This is a genomic window from Corynebacterium silvaticum (genome assembly GCF_002162115.2).
Lineage (GTDB): Bacteria > Actinomycetota > Actinomycetes > Mycobacteriales > Mycobacteriaceae > Corynebacterium > Corynebacterium silvaticum.
On sequence record NZ_CP021417.2, the window covers coordinates 2,435,135 to 2,450,085 of the forward strand.

At 53.4% G+C, this 14,951-nt stretch carries 14 protein-coding genes and 2 rRNA genes; 6 read left to right on the forward strand and 10 right to left on the reverse strand.

Annotated elements, in window-relative coordinates; all coding sequences use genetic code 11:
- The first annotated feature begins 1 nt into the window (after nucleotide 1).
- Both CBE74_RS23915 and CBE74_RS23920 read left to right on the forward strand, forming a co-directional pair.
- Nucleotides 2–634, forward strand: a complete 633-nt coding sequence (locus CBE74_RS23915; RefSeq protein ID WP_014836927.1) for a DUF6474 family protein — start codon at nucleotides 2–4, stop codon at nucleotides 632–634.
- 532 nt (nucleotides 635–1,166) lie between these two features.
- Entirely contained in the window at nucleotides 1,167–1,487 is a 321-nt protein-coding gene (locus CBE74_RS23920) for a histone-like nucleoid-structuring protein Lsr2 (protein ID WP_087454720.1), read from the forward strand.
- Nucleotides 1,488–1,544: 57 nt separating this feature from the next.
- On the opposite strand, the gene CBE74_RS23925 is transcribed toward CBE74_RS23920, so the two are convergent.
- Nucleotides 1,545–2,183, reverse strand: a complete 639-nt coding sequence (locus tag CBE74_RS23925; RefSeq protein ID WP_013242864.1) for a response regulator — start codon at nucleotides 2,181–2,183, stop codon at nucleotides 1,545–1,547.
- A 146-nt stretch (nucleotides 2,184–2,329) separates the two neighbouring features.
- On the reverse strand, nucleotides 2,330–3,655 hold the full coding sequence (locus tag CBE74_RS23930) for a sensor histidine kinase (RefSeq protein ID WP_087454721.1): 1,326 nt from the start codon (nucleotides 3,653–3,655) through the stop codon (nucleotides 2,330–2,332).
- On the opposite strand from CBE74_RS23930, the gene CBE74_RS23935 reads away from it, so the two are divergent.
- Nucleotides 3,654–4,226, forward strand: coding sequence for a DUF2020 domain-containing protein (locus CBE74_RS23935; protein ID WP_087454722.1), 573 nt, complete (start codon nucleotides 3,654–3,656; stop codon nucleotides 4,224–4,226). The genes CBE74_RS23930 and CBE74_RS23935 overlap by 2 nt on opposite strands.
- Nucleotides 4,227–4,300: 74 nt before the next feature.
- On the opposite strand, the gene CBE74_RS23940 is transcribed toward CBE74_RS23935, so the two are convergent.
- Both CBE74_RS23940 and CBE74_RS23945 read right to left on the reverse strand, forming a co-directional pair.
- Nucleotides 4,301–4,453, reverse strand: coding sequence for a hypothetical protein (locus CBE74_RS23940; RefSeq protein WP_087454723.1), 153 nt, complete (start codon nucleotides 4,451–4,453; stop codon nucleotides 4,301–4,303).
- Complete coding sequence (locus CBE74_RS23945) at nucleotides 4,454–5,341, reverse strand: class E sortase (RefSeq protein ID WP_087454724.1); 888 nt, start codon at nucleotides 5,339–5,341, stop codon at nucleotides 4,454–4,456.
- 161 nt (nucleotides 5,342–5,502) lie between these two features.
- On the opposite strand from CBE74_RS23945, the gene yidC reads away from it, so the two are divergent.
- Nucleotides 5,503–6,750 (forward strand): membrane protein insertase YidC, encoded by a 1,248-nt coding sequence (yidC, locus tag CBE74_RS23950; protein ID WP_087454725.1) that lies wholly within the window; start codon nucleotides 5,503–5,505, stop codon nucleotides 6,748–6,750.
- Here yidC and CBE74_RS23955 read toward each other — a convergent pair.
- Nucleotides 6,747–7,373 (reverse strand): TetR/AcrR family transcriptional regulator, encoded by a 627-nt coding sequence (locus CBE74_RS23955; RefSeq protein ID WP_087454953.1) that lies wholly within the window; start codon nucleotides 7,371–7,373, stop codon nucleotides 6,747–6,749. The genes yidC and CBE74_RS23955 overlap by 4 nt on opposite strands.
- A 180-nt stretch (nucleotides 7,374–7,553) precedes the next feature.
- Between CBE74_RS23955 and CBE74_RS23960 the strand changes: the two genes are divergently transcribed.
- Complete coding sequence (locus CBE74_RS23960; protein WP_087454726.1) at nucleotides 7,554–8,282, forward strand: queuosine precursor transporter; 729 nt, start codon at nucleotides 7,554–7,556, stop codon at nucleotides 8,280–8,282.
- Nucleotides 8,283–8,337: 55 nt separating this feature from the next.
- On the opposite strand, the gene CBE74_RS23965 is transcribed toward CBE74_RS23960, so the two are convergent.
- The 3 genes from CBE74_RS23965 to CBE74_RS23975 form a co-directional block, all read right to left on the reverse strand.
- Complete coding sequence (locus CBE74_RS23965) at nucleotides 8,338–8,595, reverse strand: GlsB/YeaQ/YmgE family stress response membrane protein (protein WP_013912590.1); 258 nt, start codon at nucleotides 8,593–8,595, stop codon at nucleotides 8,338–8,340.
- Nucleotides 8,596–8,952: 357 nt separating this feature from the next.
- Nucleotides 8,953–9,849 (reverse strand): universal stress protein, encoded by an 897-nt coding sequence (locus tag CBE74_RS23970; protein ID WP_087454727.1) that lies wholly within the window; start codon nucleotides 9,847–9,849, stop codon nucleotides 8,953–8,955.
- A gap of 215 nt (nucleotides 9,850–10,064) precedes the next feature.
- Complete coding sequence (locus tag CBE74_RS23975; RefSeq protein WP_166741048.1) at nucleotides 10,065–10,208, reverse strand: hypothetical protein; 144 nt, start codon at nucleotides 10,206–10,208, stop codon at nucleotides 10,065–10,067.
- Between CBE74_RS23975 and CBE74_RS23980 the strand changes: the two genes are divergently transcribed.
- Nucleotides 10,201–11,184, forward strand: a complete 984-nt coding sequence (locus tag CBE74_RS23980) for a pseudouridine synthase (protein WP_087454728.1) — start codon at nucleotides 10,201–10,203, stop codon at nucleotides 11,182–11,184. The two genes, CBE74_RS23975 and CBE74_RS23980, sit on opposite strands and share 8 nt — an antisense overlap.
- Before the next feature lie 133 nt (nucleotides 11,185–11,317).
- Here CBE74_RS23980 and rrf read toward each other — a convergent pair.
- Together rrf and CBE74_RS23990 are read right to left on the reverse strand one after the other, a co-directional pair.
- Nucleotides 11,318–11,434, reverse strand: a 5S ribosomal RNA gene (rrf, locus tag CBE74_RS23985).
- Between the two features lie 120 nt (nucleotides 11,435–11,554).
- Nucleotides 11,555–14,638: ribosomal RNA gene (locus CBE74_RS23990) — 23S ribosomal RNA — on the reverse strand.
- Nucleotides 14,639–14,951 lie beyond the last annotated feature (313 nt).

Genomic DNA, 14,951 nt, shown 5'->3' on the forward strand with positions numbered 1-14,951 from the left:
CATGGGATTGTTTGAATCTATCCGTAAGGCACGCGCCAAAACCAAGGCAGAGATCAAGGCCGCTAAGGTTCGCGCACGCCAGGAAGCCAAGGAAGCCGCCAAACTCGAGTACAAACGCGATAAGTTCCTTGCCCGGCAGGAAAAGAAACTGCTGAAGGAAGAGAAGAAAGGCCTCAAGGCCAAGCGTAAGCACGACGAGAAAATGGCTAAGAACACTCTCGAGCAGCTCAAGGCCGGTAAATTTAACAAGAACAACGTGCTGCGTTATGCGGGAGCAGCCCGAGCAGTCATCCCAGTTGCGCTCCCCCTCATTTACCGAGGCATCACAATGGCAAAAGAAGAGGCCGCCAAGCGTCGTGCGATGAAGCTGGGAGTCAGCGCAGACGATCTAGGCCGTTTCAGCGGACACGGTGCAGAAATTAAGGCACGTATCGCGGGAATGCGTAGCTCCGTCAAACTCTCTTCCCTGCCCAAGGGCTTTGTTACCGACGTTGAACAGCGTCTTCAGGACCTCGACTTTGCCGTCGATAACGCAGAGTTCATGACTCCAGAGCTGCGTCAGCGTAGTCACCGCAGCATCCATAAGGATCTGGACCAACTCGGACGCCAAATTCAAAACAAGATTGAGGGCTAAAATCCCTCACTAACTCCTCGTTACTTTGCATCGACGCGGGGAGTCTCAATGAGCCAAATCAGTGATTTGGCTCATTTTTTCATCGCTCTATCGCCCGAATCTCCTAGGAAAGACGCTAAATTCCATAATTTTTATATTGCCACTTCCCACTATATGAAGTAAGTAAATTAAAACTCTCACTGTGGAAAATTTTAAATATTACGCAAAGCCCCACAAAGACTATTGCATTCACATGCACACCACAGTGCATTAATAATGAAAATAACTAGCAGAATTCCAAAGGATTAAATAAATAGAAATCAAACTCAACCGGGAAGCTCTAACAAAAATAAGCTTTTATTAGAAAAGTGCAGATAGTAATTACGGCTTTTGGGATATACCATATTGAATTAGTTCATCCCAAAGTACATTCTTTGTTACTTGTATGCCTTTGAGTTTGAATTTAGCAATGATGGCAACTGTCTCTTTGTTACAAACGCTTACCTGCAGATGGTTAAGCACACTTAGCGATTAATAGTAAAGGGGCACTAACGTGGCACGCCGAGAAATCACCCAGTTCTTTGATGACCTAGATAACCGTCCACTCGATGAGTCCGAGGTTCACGTCATTTCTTTCAGCTTTGATGGGGAAGACTTCATCATCGATCTCTCAGAGGAAAACGCAGAAAAATTCCGCGAGGCAATCCGCCCGTACATGGACAAGGCCACCAAAGCTATAGGCCAACGCACCCCCGTGGGACACGACCCCAAGGATGTGCGTCAATGGGCTAAGTCTAAAAAACTAGATGTTGCGGCACGCGGCAAGATCCCACAAGAGATCATCGACGCATTCGTGCAGGCACACAAGCGATAAGCGACTACAACACGCGCCTTACCTCTAAGCAGGGAAGGCGCGTGTTACTCTTTGGCGCTATAAAACGCCCTGTTCACGGGCGATAGCAACAGCCGAGGTACGCGAGCGAACACCCAACTTGTCATAGATATGAACAAGGTGGCTCTTGACTGTCGCCTCAGAGAGCAATAGGACACGACCAATATCTCGATTGGAAGAACCCCCAGCAACCAATTTCAAGACCTCTAGCTCACGCGGAGTCAGTGAGGTACGCGGGGTGCGCACGCGGGTCATCAGCCGGTTGGCCACCGTGGGGGAAAGCGTGGAGTCTCCTTCTGCCGCAGAACGAACAGCAGCAAGCAGCTCTTCCGGCGGAGCATCCTTCAGCAAATAACCGAGTGCTCCTGCTTCGATAGCCCCCAAGATGTCTGCATCGGTGTCATAGTTGGTCACAACCAACACGTGAGGGGATTTTTCCATGGTGCGCTTAATCTCAGCGGTCGCATCAGCACCATTGGTCAGGCGTGTGCCTTCCACCCCTGGCCCAAAGCGTAGGTCCATGAGGATCACATCGATTCCCCCCGCTTGGGCTGCTGCTATAGCGCCTTCTGCGGTGGCTACCTCCCCGATAACCTCGATATCGTCCGCGCTTTCCAGGACTGCGCGCAGGCCAAGTCGAACGATTTCGTGGTCGTCGGCAAGCAAAACTCGAATCATGTGATGATCACGCCTTTCTTTTTCCTGCTACGCCACGCGCTGGCGGGGCAGACACACAACTAACTTAGCCCACCCTTGTAGCTAATTCTATATCGTGTCACCTGCCGCTTTACCCCATCTATAAGCAAGCCGCAGTACTTTACGGGTTATGAGTCCGCGCGTATGGGAAGTGCCACAGATACGGCGGTGCCATCGCCCGGCGCAGATTCCACTTCCAGAGTTCCACCCTGTTCCTCTGCGCGCTGCCTCATCGCATTAATTCCAATGTGCCCTAGCCCGGCCGGGCGGTTAGCCACGTGTTCGGGATCGAATCCTTGCCCGTTGTCCACAACGTCCAGGCGTACTTCATCATCCGCGTACGTGAGCGTCACTTGGCATCTCTCCGCCTGAGAATGCTTTGCGACGTTACCCAACGCCCCCTGACCAATACGCAACAACGCGGCCTCTGTGCGCATGGGCAACTGCCGTTCTACCCCTTCCACCAGAATAGAAATCTCCGGCGAAACAATCTGCTCAGCGACGCGATGCAAAGCGCCTTCCAAGGAGGTTTTACTCAACGCCGCCGGTTGCAGTGCAGCGATCATCGCGCGTGCCTCACTCAGATTATCTGCCGCGGTGGTGCGAGCTAGCTCCATCCGCTTCAAGGGAACAGCTTGTTCCTCCTCGCTCATACTGGAGTTTTTAATATCTTGCTCTGACACCCGCAGCAGCATCTGAATGCTCGATAGTCCTTGCGCCAACGTATCGTGAATTTCATGGGCAATGCGCTGTCGCTCGGCAGCCACGCCTGCCGCGCGCTCCGTCTCCGCCAGCTGCGAACGCGTAGAAATAAGCTCTCGGATCAATAAATCACGCTCCCGCGCACCTTTCCAGATCGCCTCAAAAGCAAAGTGAATCGCAATCACCACAAGAGCGGACACCAGCGGCCCCATAACCGCACCTAAAGTCAGGTCTGGCATCTGGCTAAAGATCGCTATGAGGGTTGCTCCCACAACCGCAATAATCCCCCGTATGTCCGGCAATACGCGCAGGTATAAGAAAAACAACGGAAACACCATGTACACAGACACCGGCACGATGGGAAGCATGAGCACCCACACCAGGGTCAACGCCCCAAGAAAAATCAGGATCTGCCATAACTTGGTGTACTGGCGAAGCACAATGAGCGAGTAAATAAGCGCAAAAAAGGCGCTGAGCACGACCGCAATCATCGCTGATCGAATGTCTAATCGTACAACCCCGCCCACGGAGACGATCAACAAAACCGTAGTCAAAATGTTCATCGCCCGGTAGTACAGCGCTGCACCAGGCTGCCCCACGTGATCTTCTAAGCGAACGTCCATGTGATCCCCGCCTGCGACGTCGAAAAGCTTCGATAGTGCGTCCCCCGCAAATTTTTCATCGCCATGGTGCCCTCTCTCGCGGCGGAGACGTGCACTCTTAGGGTCGTGAGGATCTAGGCTTAGTCGCATGAGACGTACCTTACTGCCTGTAGCTCTTATTGCAGTGGCACTGACGGCAGCCGGATGTGGAAACAGCACAACTTCGTCATCTGGCGCCGCTTCCGCCTCTGCAACCGGGGGAGCTAACGAGGCCCCTGTCCCCGATTCGGGACTCCCAGCAGAGGCCCTCCCGGAAATCCCCGAGGGAAAAAATGGCTGGACAGAGTGCCCTTATCTCGATTCCAATTGGGTTGCAGACACCAACGGACAGCGCATGGTTGCCCAAGGCGTGGATTCTCGCTTTGATACCCCCGCCTGCGTTTTCTGGTCTTATCCTGAGGACCCCCAAGCCACAGTGATCGTGCGGCACATGGCCACCGAACAAGACGCTATCAAAGTCGTCGATTGGGCCGCCCCGATCGACACCACCGAGCCTGCCGAAGAACCCGCGGGTTGGTCAGGCGGACGCATCGGCAATGAGAAAGGCGCCACCTACGCGGTGCAAAAGGGCAACGTGGCGGTAGTGGTCTTTAGCAATCAGCCGCAGTCTCTCAAAGCAGAATTGATTGCCAAGGAAGCCATCTCCAGATTGGCGCTTTAGAAACACCGAGGAGAAAAAAGAGGCTACCGATTAACTCGGTAGCCTCTCGCGCTATGCAGCGTTCACTCACATGTTTAAACTGCCACGTCGTTATAAGGCATGAGGGTGGATACCCAGGGGAAAACAACCTCCATGAGGAAGAAGAAAACCGCCACAGCAACGGCGAGGGCAAGAAGAACTTTTACCGGCCAAGGCCCAGGTAAGCAGCGCCAAAATAATCCGTACATTTACTTCTCCTCCAGTGCAGCGGGTTTCTCCCCGGAGCCGTTCTTAGGGATCGTCTCAGTAAGCATTGCGTGAACGATCATGCGTTCTGCGTTAGAGAACTGTGGGTGGCAGGTGGTCATCGTCATCACACTCTCCATCTCGTCTCCAGCTGTGGTGATGTCTGTCCCAGGAAGAGAGCTAATCGTATTCACGTCACCGGGGGTGGTGATGTATCGACCACTGATGCTGGAATAATCACCGTGAGCAACGCGCTCGATCTGCTCTGGAGTCAAACAGCGCTCAGCCTCAGCACGACGCTGTTCGCCGAAGGAATCGATGGGGAGAACCCGATACACATTCCATGCGTTCTGGGTTTCCACGACTACTGCGTCGCATGCGCGTAAGTTCCCTAAGTCATTAAAGGGAGCGCCCTTGCCCACCCGGTGGCCCGCGACAGCAAAATTGCCTTTCTCTCCCGGCAACTGCGTGTCGTGGTAATGGCCAGGGCCGGCCTCTAGATCGGTGTCCGAGGTTCCCTCAACGATCGCAAATTGGAAGTCCGAGCCAAAGGCCGGTATGTACATCCGGGCAAACGCCGTACCAAGCTCGGGGGTGATCTTCTTACGCGGGTTCACTCGCTCGTTGTCCCACTGGTTCTGCAGCTGGTTATTAGCCTCATTCTGGGCCTTCCCAGACGCAATATTGGTCCAATAGGACTCATAGAACGCGAAGAGGAAGAAAAGGATGCCAGCGGTCAGCAAAATCTCACCCAGGATTTGGGTGAAGGTCACGCGTGAACGCTTCTTATGGCTTCCGGCTGTTGACCCAGGCGCGCTGTGTCGACCGACTCCATGTCTATGTTGCGGTTCTTCCCCAGCGGGAGTACCTGGGGCTGTAGGACTGGTCATTGCTTCCTTAACTTCTTTAATCCAGATAAATACTAGATAGGTAGAAGTAGTGTAGCCCGCTTTTTCCCGTCTTCCACTACTACGCGTACTCTTTTTATTGTTCTTTTACTACGCTGAGCTTGTAACCAGAGCTACCGCACCGGTGTATTCATAGCTCGTCGATGCGCATTATGCGCACGCAGGTTGGAATGGAGACAGTACCGATCGTGATAGGGATATTTATCTACCCAGTATCTGGGGTGATGAAGCTTTGGCACCTCTTCTTGGCCAACATGCTCGGCGTGTCAGCTTCACTGGCATGGGCTTTGTCCTTGTTTGCCCTCGTTATCACGGTGCGCGGCATCGTAGCGCCGTTTACGTGGATGCAGCTCAAATCCGGTCGTGCCAGTATTCTCATGCGTCCCAAACTCAAGCGGCTGCAGGAAGAATACGAGGAAAAGACGGATAAGGAGTCAATTCTCGAATTCCAGCAGAAACAAAAGGATCTACGCAAGGAGTATGGGTACAGCGTTAAAGCGGGCTGTGTCCCTGCACTGATCCAAATTCCGGTCTTCCTTGGCCTCTACCAGGTGTTGCTGCGTATGGCACGGCCCGTTGAGGGGTTGGATGCGAACAAGCACGCCCCCATCGGTCTGCTTTCCTCGGATGATGTCAGTGCTTTCCTGGACTCACGAGTCTCTGATGTGCCGCTTCCGGCATATAACGCTATGTCTGCCGAGCAATTTACCCGGCTTAACACCACATACGATGCCGTCCATGCTTTTGTTACTCCGCTCATCATCGCGGCATGCGTGTTTACCGTGATCAATCTGATCATTTCTGTCGTGCGCAATAACTACGCGGTAGATCACGACTCGGGTCTGTCGGTGCAGCTCAACCGCTTCTTAATCATCATGATCTTTTTCACCCCGCTGACGCTAATCAGTTTGGGGCTGAGGTCCCCTATTCCCGCAGCTATTTGCATGTATTGGGTGGCTAACAACCTGTGGACGCTGATACAAAACGCGCTGATGTATCTGGTGCTGCGCATCAAATATCCTTTCGACGAGGAGCACCAGGCTTTTCAAGCTCATCGACGCCACCAGCGCCGCCAACGCATCCGGGAGAAAAAAGCCCGCACCCGTGCTTTACGACGCAAGCGCCTTGCCGCGATCATCATGCCCTGGCGTTTCTCTCTCTATCGGGCAGAGATCGCGGAGATTAAAGAGGAGCGTCGTGTAGCTAAGGCGGAAGAAAAAGCCCGTAGAAAGGCCCTCGCACAAGAGCGAAAAGTGGCTCGCGAGGAGATTGACAAGGAGCGAGCCGAGGAGCGGAAGCAAGCAGCGGAGAAAAGACGCGCTGAGCGGGCCGCCGCACGCGCCAAGAAGTCAGCTGAAAAATCTGCTGAGGAAACTGAGGAAACCGCCTAGATTGAGTAATCGGCGGGGGGCGCAGACAAGAGCTGCACAGCTAGGTCACGGGCGGTTTTGAGTGATTCCAGTGAATGATTCAAACGCCCGCCAGCGAGACCGCCGTCAAGGAAAATCATCAGCTGCTGTGCCTGGGTGGTTCCGGGATAACCGTTCTTCTCTGTCAGTAGATCGGTGAGCGTTGTCAGACACCAGTCGCGATGCTCTTTGACCGCCAGCACGATCCCTTTTTCCATATCCGTTTCTGGGCGAGGATACTCATTAGCAGCGTTTTGGAAATGGGATCCCCTGTAATGCTTCTGAGGTTCTTCTTCGATGCACTGATCAAAAAAGGCCAGAATTTTATCTTCGGGCTGGACCATGTTTTTTGTGCGTTCGTAGTAGGACGCACGCCATTGTTCATCCAGGTTCTCTATATATGCGATGACCAGCGCGTCTTTAGAACCAAAAAGTGAGTACAGGCTAGCTTTGGCCACGTCCGCTTCTCTGAGGATCCGGTCGATGCCGATGACCCGGATTCCCTCGGTGGTAAAAAGACGTGTAGCGCTTTCTAAGAGGCGTTGTCTCGGACTCGGACGGTTACGGCGACGCCCCGCAGTTTTCGCACTCTTCGCCTCGGCCAAAAGAGCCACTTCCTTCCCATGGGAGCTAGTAACAACGAATGTAAAGGGTACTACGTGCAACTACTGTCAGCCCATTCCAGTAGACACGTACAGACTAGTCTACCCACTTAGCTCAGGGAAACTGACTACAAGGAATAGCCGGCTATAATTTCCCGCCTCTGTTATGGCACGATACGATCCATGACTATTTCGGATCCCCTCAACCCTGGGCAGGGCGCAGCCGATCAATCCGCTGCGTCCGTCACCAACCCAGACCCTTCCAAACCGGCACGCTTCATCGCCGTGCAACGCAGCTATTATCCGTTGCTGCTCACGCTATTCGTTGCTATCTTCCTCATCTCTAACATCAACGCCACCAAAGGCGTAGCCCTCGGCCCCATCATCACCGACGGCGCATTCTTCCTTTTCCCTGCCGCCTATGTCATCGGCGACGTCCTTTCCGAGTGCTACGGTTTCCGCGCTACTCGACGCGCCATCTGGACCGGTTTCTTTGTCATGCTCGTGGCCGTCATCTCCTTCTACGTGGCGATCTGGCTCCCCTCGGCTGACTTCTACACCGGCCAAGAAGCCTTCGCTGCCACTCTAGGATTGGTGCCACGCATCGTCTTAGCCTCGCTTGCAGGTTATCTCGTCGGACAGCTCCTCAACTCATACGTGCTCGTGGCTATCAAAAAGCGCACTGGAGAACGATCTCTATGGGTCCGCCTTATAGGCTCAACCATCGTTGGAGAATTCGGCGATACGCTGATTTTCTGCCTCATCGCAGCGCCAGTCATCGGCATCACTACCTTTGCAGACACCGCGAACTACACTCTCGTGGGATTCTTCTGGAAAACGGCAGTAGAAATCCTTGTTCTACCCATCACATATGCGGCTATTGCATGGGTGAAAAAGAAAGAAAATTACTAATTCCATAGCAAAAGGACGGACGAGAAACCTCGTCCGTCCTTATTTTGTTGATCCGCTACTTGCGGACCATCTGAACAATACTGAGCAAAATCACCGCACCAAGCAAGCAGGTAAGGAAGCTAAAGATGAGGCCACCGCCGGCAACATCTACACCAAAGAGCTTCAGGAGCCAGCCACCAAGAAGACCGCCGACAACACCGACGAGAATATTGAGGCCAATACCTTGCTGAGCATCAGTGCCCTTGATCTTGGAGGCAATCCAGCCAGCAAGACCACCAATAATGATCCAACCGATAATTCCTAGACCTAGCATGTTGACTCCTTCAATGATGTCTATTCGAGCTCCGTCTTCGGACTTTACGTCCTAAAAGTCCAGTGCTCACTTGCTACCTACCACGCTAGGCCGAAAACTACGTTTGTGTTGACCTTCTCCGCCCCAAAAGCCTTGTACACACCCGCAGTTTGCCGATTTGTAACCCAAAAACTGCCACACCGAGCCGCATATATTCATTAAAGATAACAATTGAACAAAGAATAGTTAATCTGAGGGATTTTCCAGGCTTTTCTCGGAGCAGCCCCCAATCACGGTCGTTTTTTGGTGAACAAGAACACAAAAAGAACGCAAAAACCGGCCCCGCGTCACGGAGGCCGGTTTTATGTCAGACGCTTATTAGCCGTTATCAGTCGGGCGTACTACCACCATCGGGCACGGAGCCGACTGGAGTAGCGCACGAGAAGTGGATCCCAACAGCATGCCGCGGAAACCACCGCGCCCGTGAGAACCAACCACCAGCAACTGCGCATCCTTCGCAGAATCTTCCAATGCACGAATCGGACGGTCCCTGGTAATCACCATGTCCACATCCACGTCTGGGAAGCGTTCCAACAACGGTTGAATGCGGTCGTGGAGAAGCTGCGTCTGCTCATCCTCAATCACATTCCATTCCTGCTGCGCTGCTGCCAAGCCTGCCAGAGAAGCCTGCACCTGCATGTCCATCCACGTGTGGATAGCAACAAGCTTTGCGCCTCGGGCCTGGGCCTCTTCAAACGCGAATTCGGTTGCACGCTGGGAAACCTCTGAACCGTCAACACCGACCACGACAGGGCCGTACTTGTTGGTGTCAGTTACCTGGTTATCCTCACGAACCACCACCACCGGGCACTTGGCGTGGCTCACCACAGCGGCGGAAACGGATCCCATCACCATGCCAGACAGGCCGCCCAAGCCACGAGAGCCCATCACGATCATGGTGACGTCACTAGACATCTCCAGGAGCATGTCGATGGGGCTTCCCTCTGCAATGGTGTAACCAATCTTGATGTCTGGCGCCACCTCATGAGCGATGGTTCGAGCAGCCTCGACGGTCTCCATGGTCTCCGTCTGGAGCTCGTCGAAAAGCTCCTGTGGCGGAACCATTCCCTCGGCGTAGAGGAACTGGGGCATGGTGTAGCTGGCGGCCAAGCGCAGTGGAACACCACGCTTGTTTGCGGTGTTTGCCGCCCAGCGAACCGCATTATTTGATGCTTCAGAGCCGTCAACTGCGACGACGATGTTCTCGGCAGTCATTTTCCTGAGCCTTTCTTCACGGGGGCGACACGGAATCTCCGCATCCACGGTGGCCTCACAACCAAGGCCGATTCAACCATCATAGGTGGCCAATCACACTTTCCATGTTAGCGCTCGACGGCGCCACATACCACTGGTTGTAACTAGTCTGAGGGTAGCTGCGGAATAACGCAATAGAAAACGGCGCTCAATAGCGATCAATCGCTAGGAAATACCTACTTCCCTTCAGGAAGCGTTGCTGCAGGTGCGTTCGCAGGGTAGAAGAAGGAATAGATCGCCTGAAGAATGTTCGCAATAACTCGGCCAATACCTTGGCTAAAGAAGTCCATGACTGGAAGCAAGATAGCATTAATGTCCATGGAAGATAGGGTAGTACACGTTCCCCGCGGTCAAGCACCTTTACCGGTAAAAGATGGCCTCAACCCCACCAGAGTGAGGGTACCCGAAGAATACGCCGGAATAAGCGCCTACGAGTTCGCATGGAACCTTATAGCGTCGCAACGCCGTCGCCACCCCGAGGACACCCCTGAAGCGCTTCTCACGCGCTTTCAGCAGGATCAGGTCATCATTGGACCTAAGTTCCGCATCGCCAGCCCAGATACGGTGCTCAAAGCCAACGAGGATATCTGGTTCTACCGCACCCCCGCCCCAGAAACGCCAGTCCCCTACAGCTGTGAAACCATCTACGAGGACGAGAACCTCCTCGTGGTGAATAAGCCCCCCTTCCTGGCTACCATGCCGCGGGGGAAGCACATCACGCAAACCGCCACCGTGCAGATGCGTCGTGCGACTGGCAACGGCGAGCTCTCACCCGTGCACCGTCTGGACCGACTCACCTCTGGCATTTTGGTTTTCACCAAGAATCGTAAAGTTCGCGGCGCTTATCAAAGCCTCTTTGCCGAGCAAAAAGTAACCAAAACCTACCACGCAATCGCCCCCTTCAGGAACGATCTACCCGGCAACACCCTCTGGCGCGACCACATGATCAAGACACCAGGAGACATGCAAGGACACATCGTCCCAGGCCCCCCAAACGCCGAGAGTTTGCTTGTCGACGTCACCGAGCTAGGCGCACAAGAAACAGCACAGTTACAACAGCTTCACGACGTCACCACGCCCCTGGCACGCTATACGCTTCAACCACACACAGGACGCACCCACCAGCTACGCCTCCACATGTGGGCAGCCGGCGTTCCCATCCTAGGCGATCCGGCCTACCCCACTATCCTCCCAGAAGAGGAGGAAGACTTCCGCGTGCCCATGCATCTTACGGCTTATCAGTTAACCTTCTGCGACCCTATCAGTGATATCCTCCGGTGTTTTACCCTGGAATAACACCACCACATCCCACCCCTTCATCAAGGAGGTGGGTACGTAAAAAAAAAAGGGAAGAGAGTCTAGGCACCACACCCACCCCCAAGGGGGTAAGGCATCATACCTAGACTCTCTTCCTACATATCAATTTTTTGGTTGGCGGCGACCTACTCTCCCACACCCTCCCAGGTGCAGTACCATCAGCGCAATCGGGCTTAGCTTCCGGGTTCGGAAAGGGACCGGGCGTACCCCCGACACTATAACCACCAACACATCCATAACAACACAACACACAACAGGTGTCATGTCAGACACTGCACAGTGAACACAAGCAACAAAACTCTACTATTCTTTTTAAACGCTCCAGGCACAACAATACTCGCACCACAATGGGTGGTTGTTTATCGGTAAATTAGTACCAGTCACCTCCAAGTGTTACCACTCTTCCAGATCTGGCCTATCAACCCCCTAATCTCGAGGGAACCTCAAAAGAAACCTCATCTTAAAACAGGCTTCCCGCTTAGATGCTTTCAGCGGTTATCCCTTCCGTACGTAGCCAACCAGCCCTGCCACGGGCGTGACAACTGGCACACTAGAGGTACGTCCGTCCCGGTCCTCTCGTACTAGGGACAGCCTTCTTCAAGTTTCACGCGCACGGCGGATAGAGACCGAACTGTCTCACGACGTTCTAAACCCAGCTCGCGTGCCGCTTTAATGGGCGAACAGCCCAACCCTTGGGACCTACTCCAGCCCCAGGATGCGACGAGCCGACATCGAGGTGCCAAACCATCCCGTCGATATGGACTCTTGGGGAAGATCAGCCTGTTATCCCCGGGGTACCTTTTATCCGTTGAGCGACACCACTTCCACAAGTAGGTGCCGGATCACTAGTCCCGACTTTCGTCCCTGCTCGACCTGTCAGTCTCACAGTCAAGCTCCCTTGTGCACTTACACTCACCACCTGATTGCCAACCAGGCTGAGGGAACCTTTGGGCGCCTCCGTTACATTTTAGGAGGCAACCGCCCCAGTTAAACTACCCACCAGGCACTGTCCCCAACCCAGATCATGGGCCAAGGTTAAGGTGCTCAATCCGATCAGAGTGGTATTTCAACTTGCGACTCCACCACACCTAGCGGCGCAGTATCACAGTCTCCCACCTATCCTACACAAACCGAACCAAACACCAATACCAAGCTATAGTGAAGGTCCCGGGGTCTTTTCGTCCTGCCGCGCGTAACGAGCATCTTTACTCGTACTGCAATTTCACCGGGCCTGTGGTTGAGACAGCAGGGAAGTCGTTACGCCATTCGTGCAGGTCGGAACTTACCCGACAAGGAATTTCGCTACCTTAGGATGGTTATAGTTACCACCGCCGTTTACTGGGGCTTAAATTCTCCGCTTCGACCCCCAAAAGAGATCTAACAGGTCCTCTTAACCTTCCAGCACCGGGCAGGCGTCAGTCCGTATACATCAACTTCCACGTTTTCGCACGGACCTGTGTTTTTAATAAACAGTCGCTTCCCTCTATTCTCTGCGACCACCGTCAGCTCCATCAGTCTGTCACCAACAATGGTCCCCCTTCTCCCGAAGTTACGGGGGCATTTTGCCGAGTTCCTTAACCACAGTTCACCCGATCGCCTTAGTATTCTCTACCTGACTACCTGTGTCGGTTGAGGGTACGGGCCATAATGACACTCGCTAGAGGCTTTTCTCGACAGTACAGGATCACCAACATCAACCAAAAAGGTCTACGCATCACGCCTCACCCATAATGCAGCACGGATTTACCTATGCCACGGGCCACACGCTTACACCACAATCCAATAAGTGGCTCGGCTACCTCACTGCGTCACCCCATCACTTGGCTACTACCAACGAAGGTCCCACGCACAACCACACACACCCACACAATGTATGAACACATGCAATTAATGGGCGGTTAGTACCACTGATTCACCACTTGTCGCATCACCACGGGTACCAGAATATCAACTGGTTATCCATCGACTACGCCTGTCGGCCTCGCCTTAGGTCCCGACTCACCCTGGGAAGATTAGCTTAACCCAGGAACCCTTAGTCATCCGGCGGAAAAGTTTTCCACTTTTCATTCGTTACTCATGCCTGCATTCTCACTCGCACACACTCCACACCCGGTCACCCAAATGCTTCACCACATGCACGACGCTCCCCTACCCAACCAACAAAAATGTTGACTGCCGCGGCTTCGGCGGTGTACTTGAGCCCCACTACATTGTCGGCGCAGAACCACTCGACCAGTGAGCTATTACGCACTCTTTCAAGGATGGCTGCTTCTAAGCCAACCTCCTGGCTGTCTTCGCGATCCCACATCCTTTTCCACTTAGTACACGCTTAGGGGCCTTAACCGGCGATCTGGGCTGTTTCCCTCTCGACCAACGGAGCTTATCCCCCGCAGTCTCACTGCCACGCTATAACATTACCGGCATTCGGAGTTTGGCTGACATTGCTAAGATTGTAGTCCCGCTCAACCAACCAGTAGCTCTACCTCCAGCAAGAAACACGCAACGCTGCACCTAAATGCATTTCGGGGAGAACCAGCTATCACGGAGTTTGATTGGCCTTTCACCCCTACCCACAGCTCATCCCCTCAGTTTTCAACCTAAGTGGGTTCGCGCCTCCACAAAGTCTTACCTCTGCTTCACACTGGCCATGGGTAGATCACCCCGCTTCGGGTCCAGGACATGCCACTAACAACACCCTCGTTAGGATTCGCTTTCGCTACGGCTACCCACCAAAAGGTTAACCTCGCGACATGCCGCTGACTCGCAGGCTCATTCTTCAAAAGGCACGCCATCACCCCACAAAAGAGGCTCTGACAGATTGTAAGCACACGGTTTCAGGTACTATTTCACTCCCCTCCCGGGGTACTTTTCACCATTCCCTCACGGTACTAATCCGCTATCGGTCATTACAAGTATTTAGGCTTACCGGGTGGTCCCGGCAGATTCACAGCAGATTCCACGAGCCCGCTGCTACTCGGGGACATGCACAACCAGCGCACACATGCTTTCACGTACAGGACTCTCACCTTCTACGGCAGGCGTTCCCACACCACTTCCGCTAACACATGCACAAACCAGCAAAAAGATGGCAGCCTTTTCACGCACACACCCCACAACACCACACACGCAACCCCTGCCAGGTATCACACGCACATGGTTTAGCCTCATCCACGTTCGTTCGCCACTACTAACGGAATCACAATTGTTTTCTTCTCCTACGGGTACTGAGATGTTTCACTTCCCCGCGTAAACCCCCACAACAGCTATGAATTCACTGAAGGGTAACCACACATAACTATGGCCAGGTTTCCCCATTCGGACACCCTCGGATCAACGCTCTATTGGCAACTCCCCGAGGCCTATCGCGGCCTTACACGTCCTTCATCGGCTCATAATGCCAAGGCATCCACCGTGTGCCCTTAAAAAACAACACACACAAAATATGCAAACAAAAATACCAAGAACTAAAAGAATAAAGATTTATTACTCGCGTCCACTATACAGTTCTCACACAACACAACCACCACACACACCACCAACCCCACACAAGGATCACCAGCACACACAGCAGCCATCAAGAATCAACACCAACACCACAGTGCATCATCCCAGACACCCAACAGCATACCAACCACTCATAAACACAACACTTTATTAATCAACCACACACACCATCACACAACCATGCACAGCCACCATTCTGTTGGCAGCACACAACCACACACAACTTTGCTCCACCCGGATTC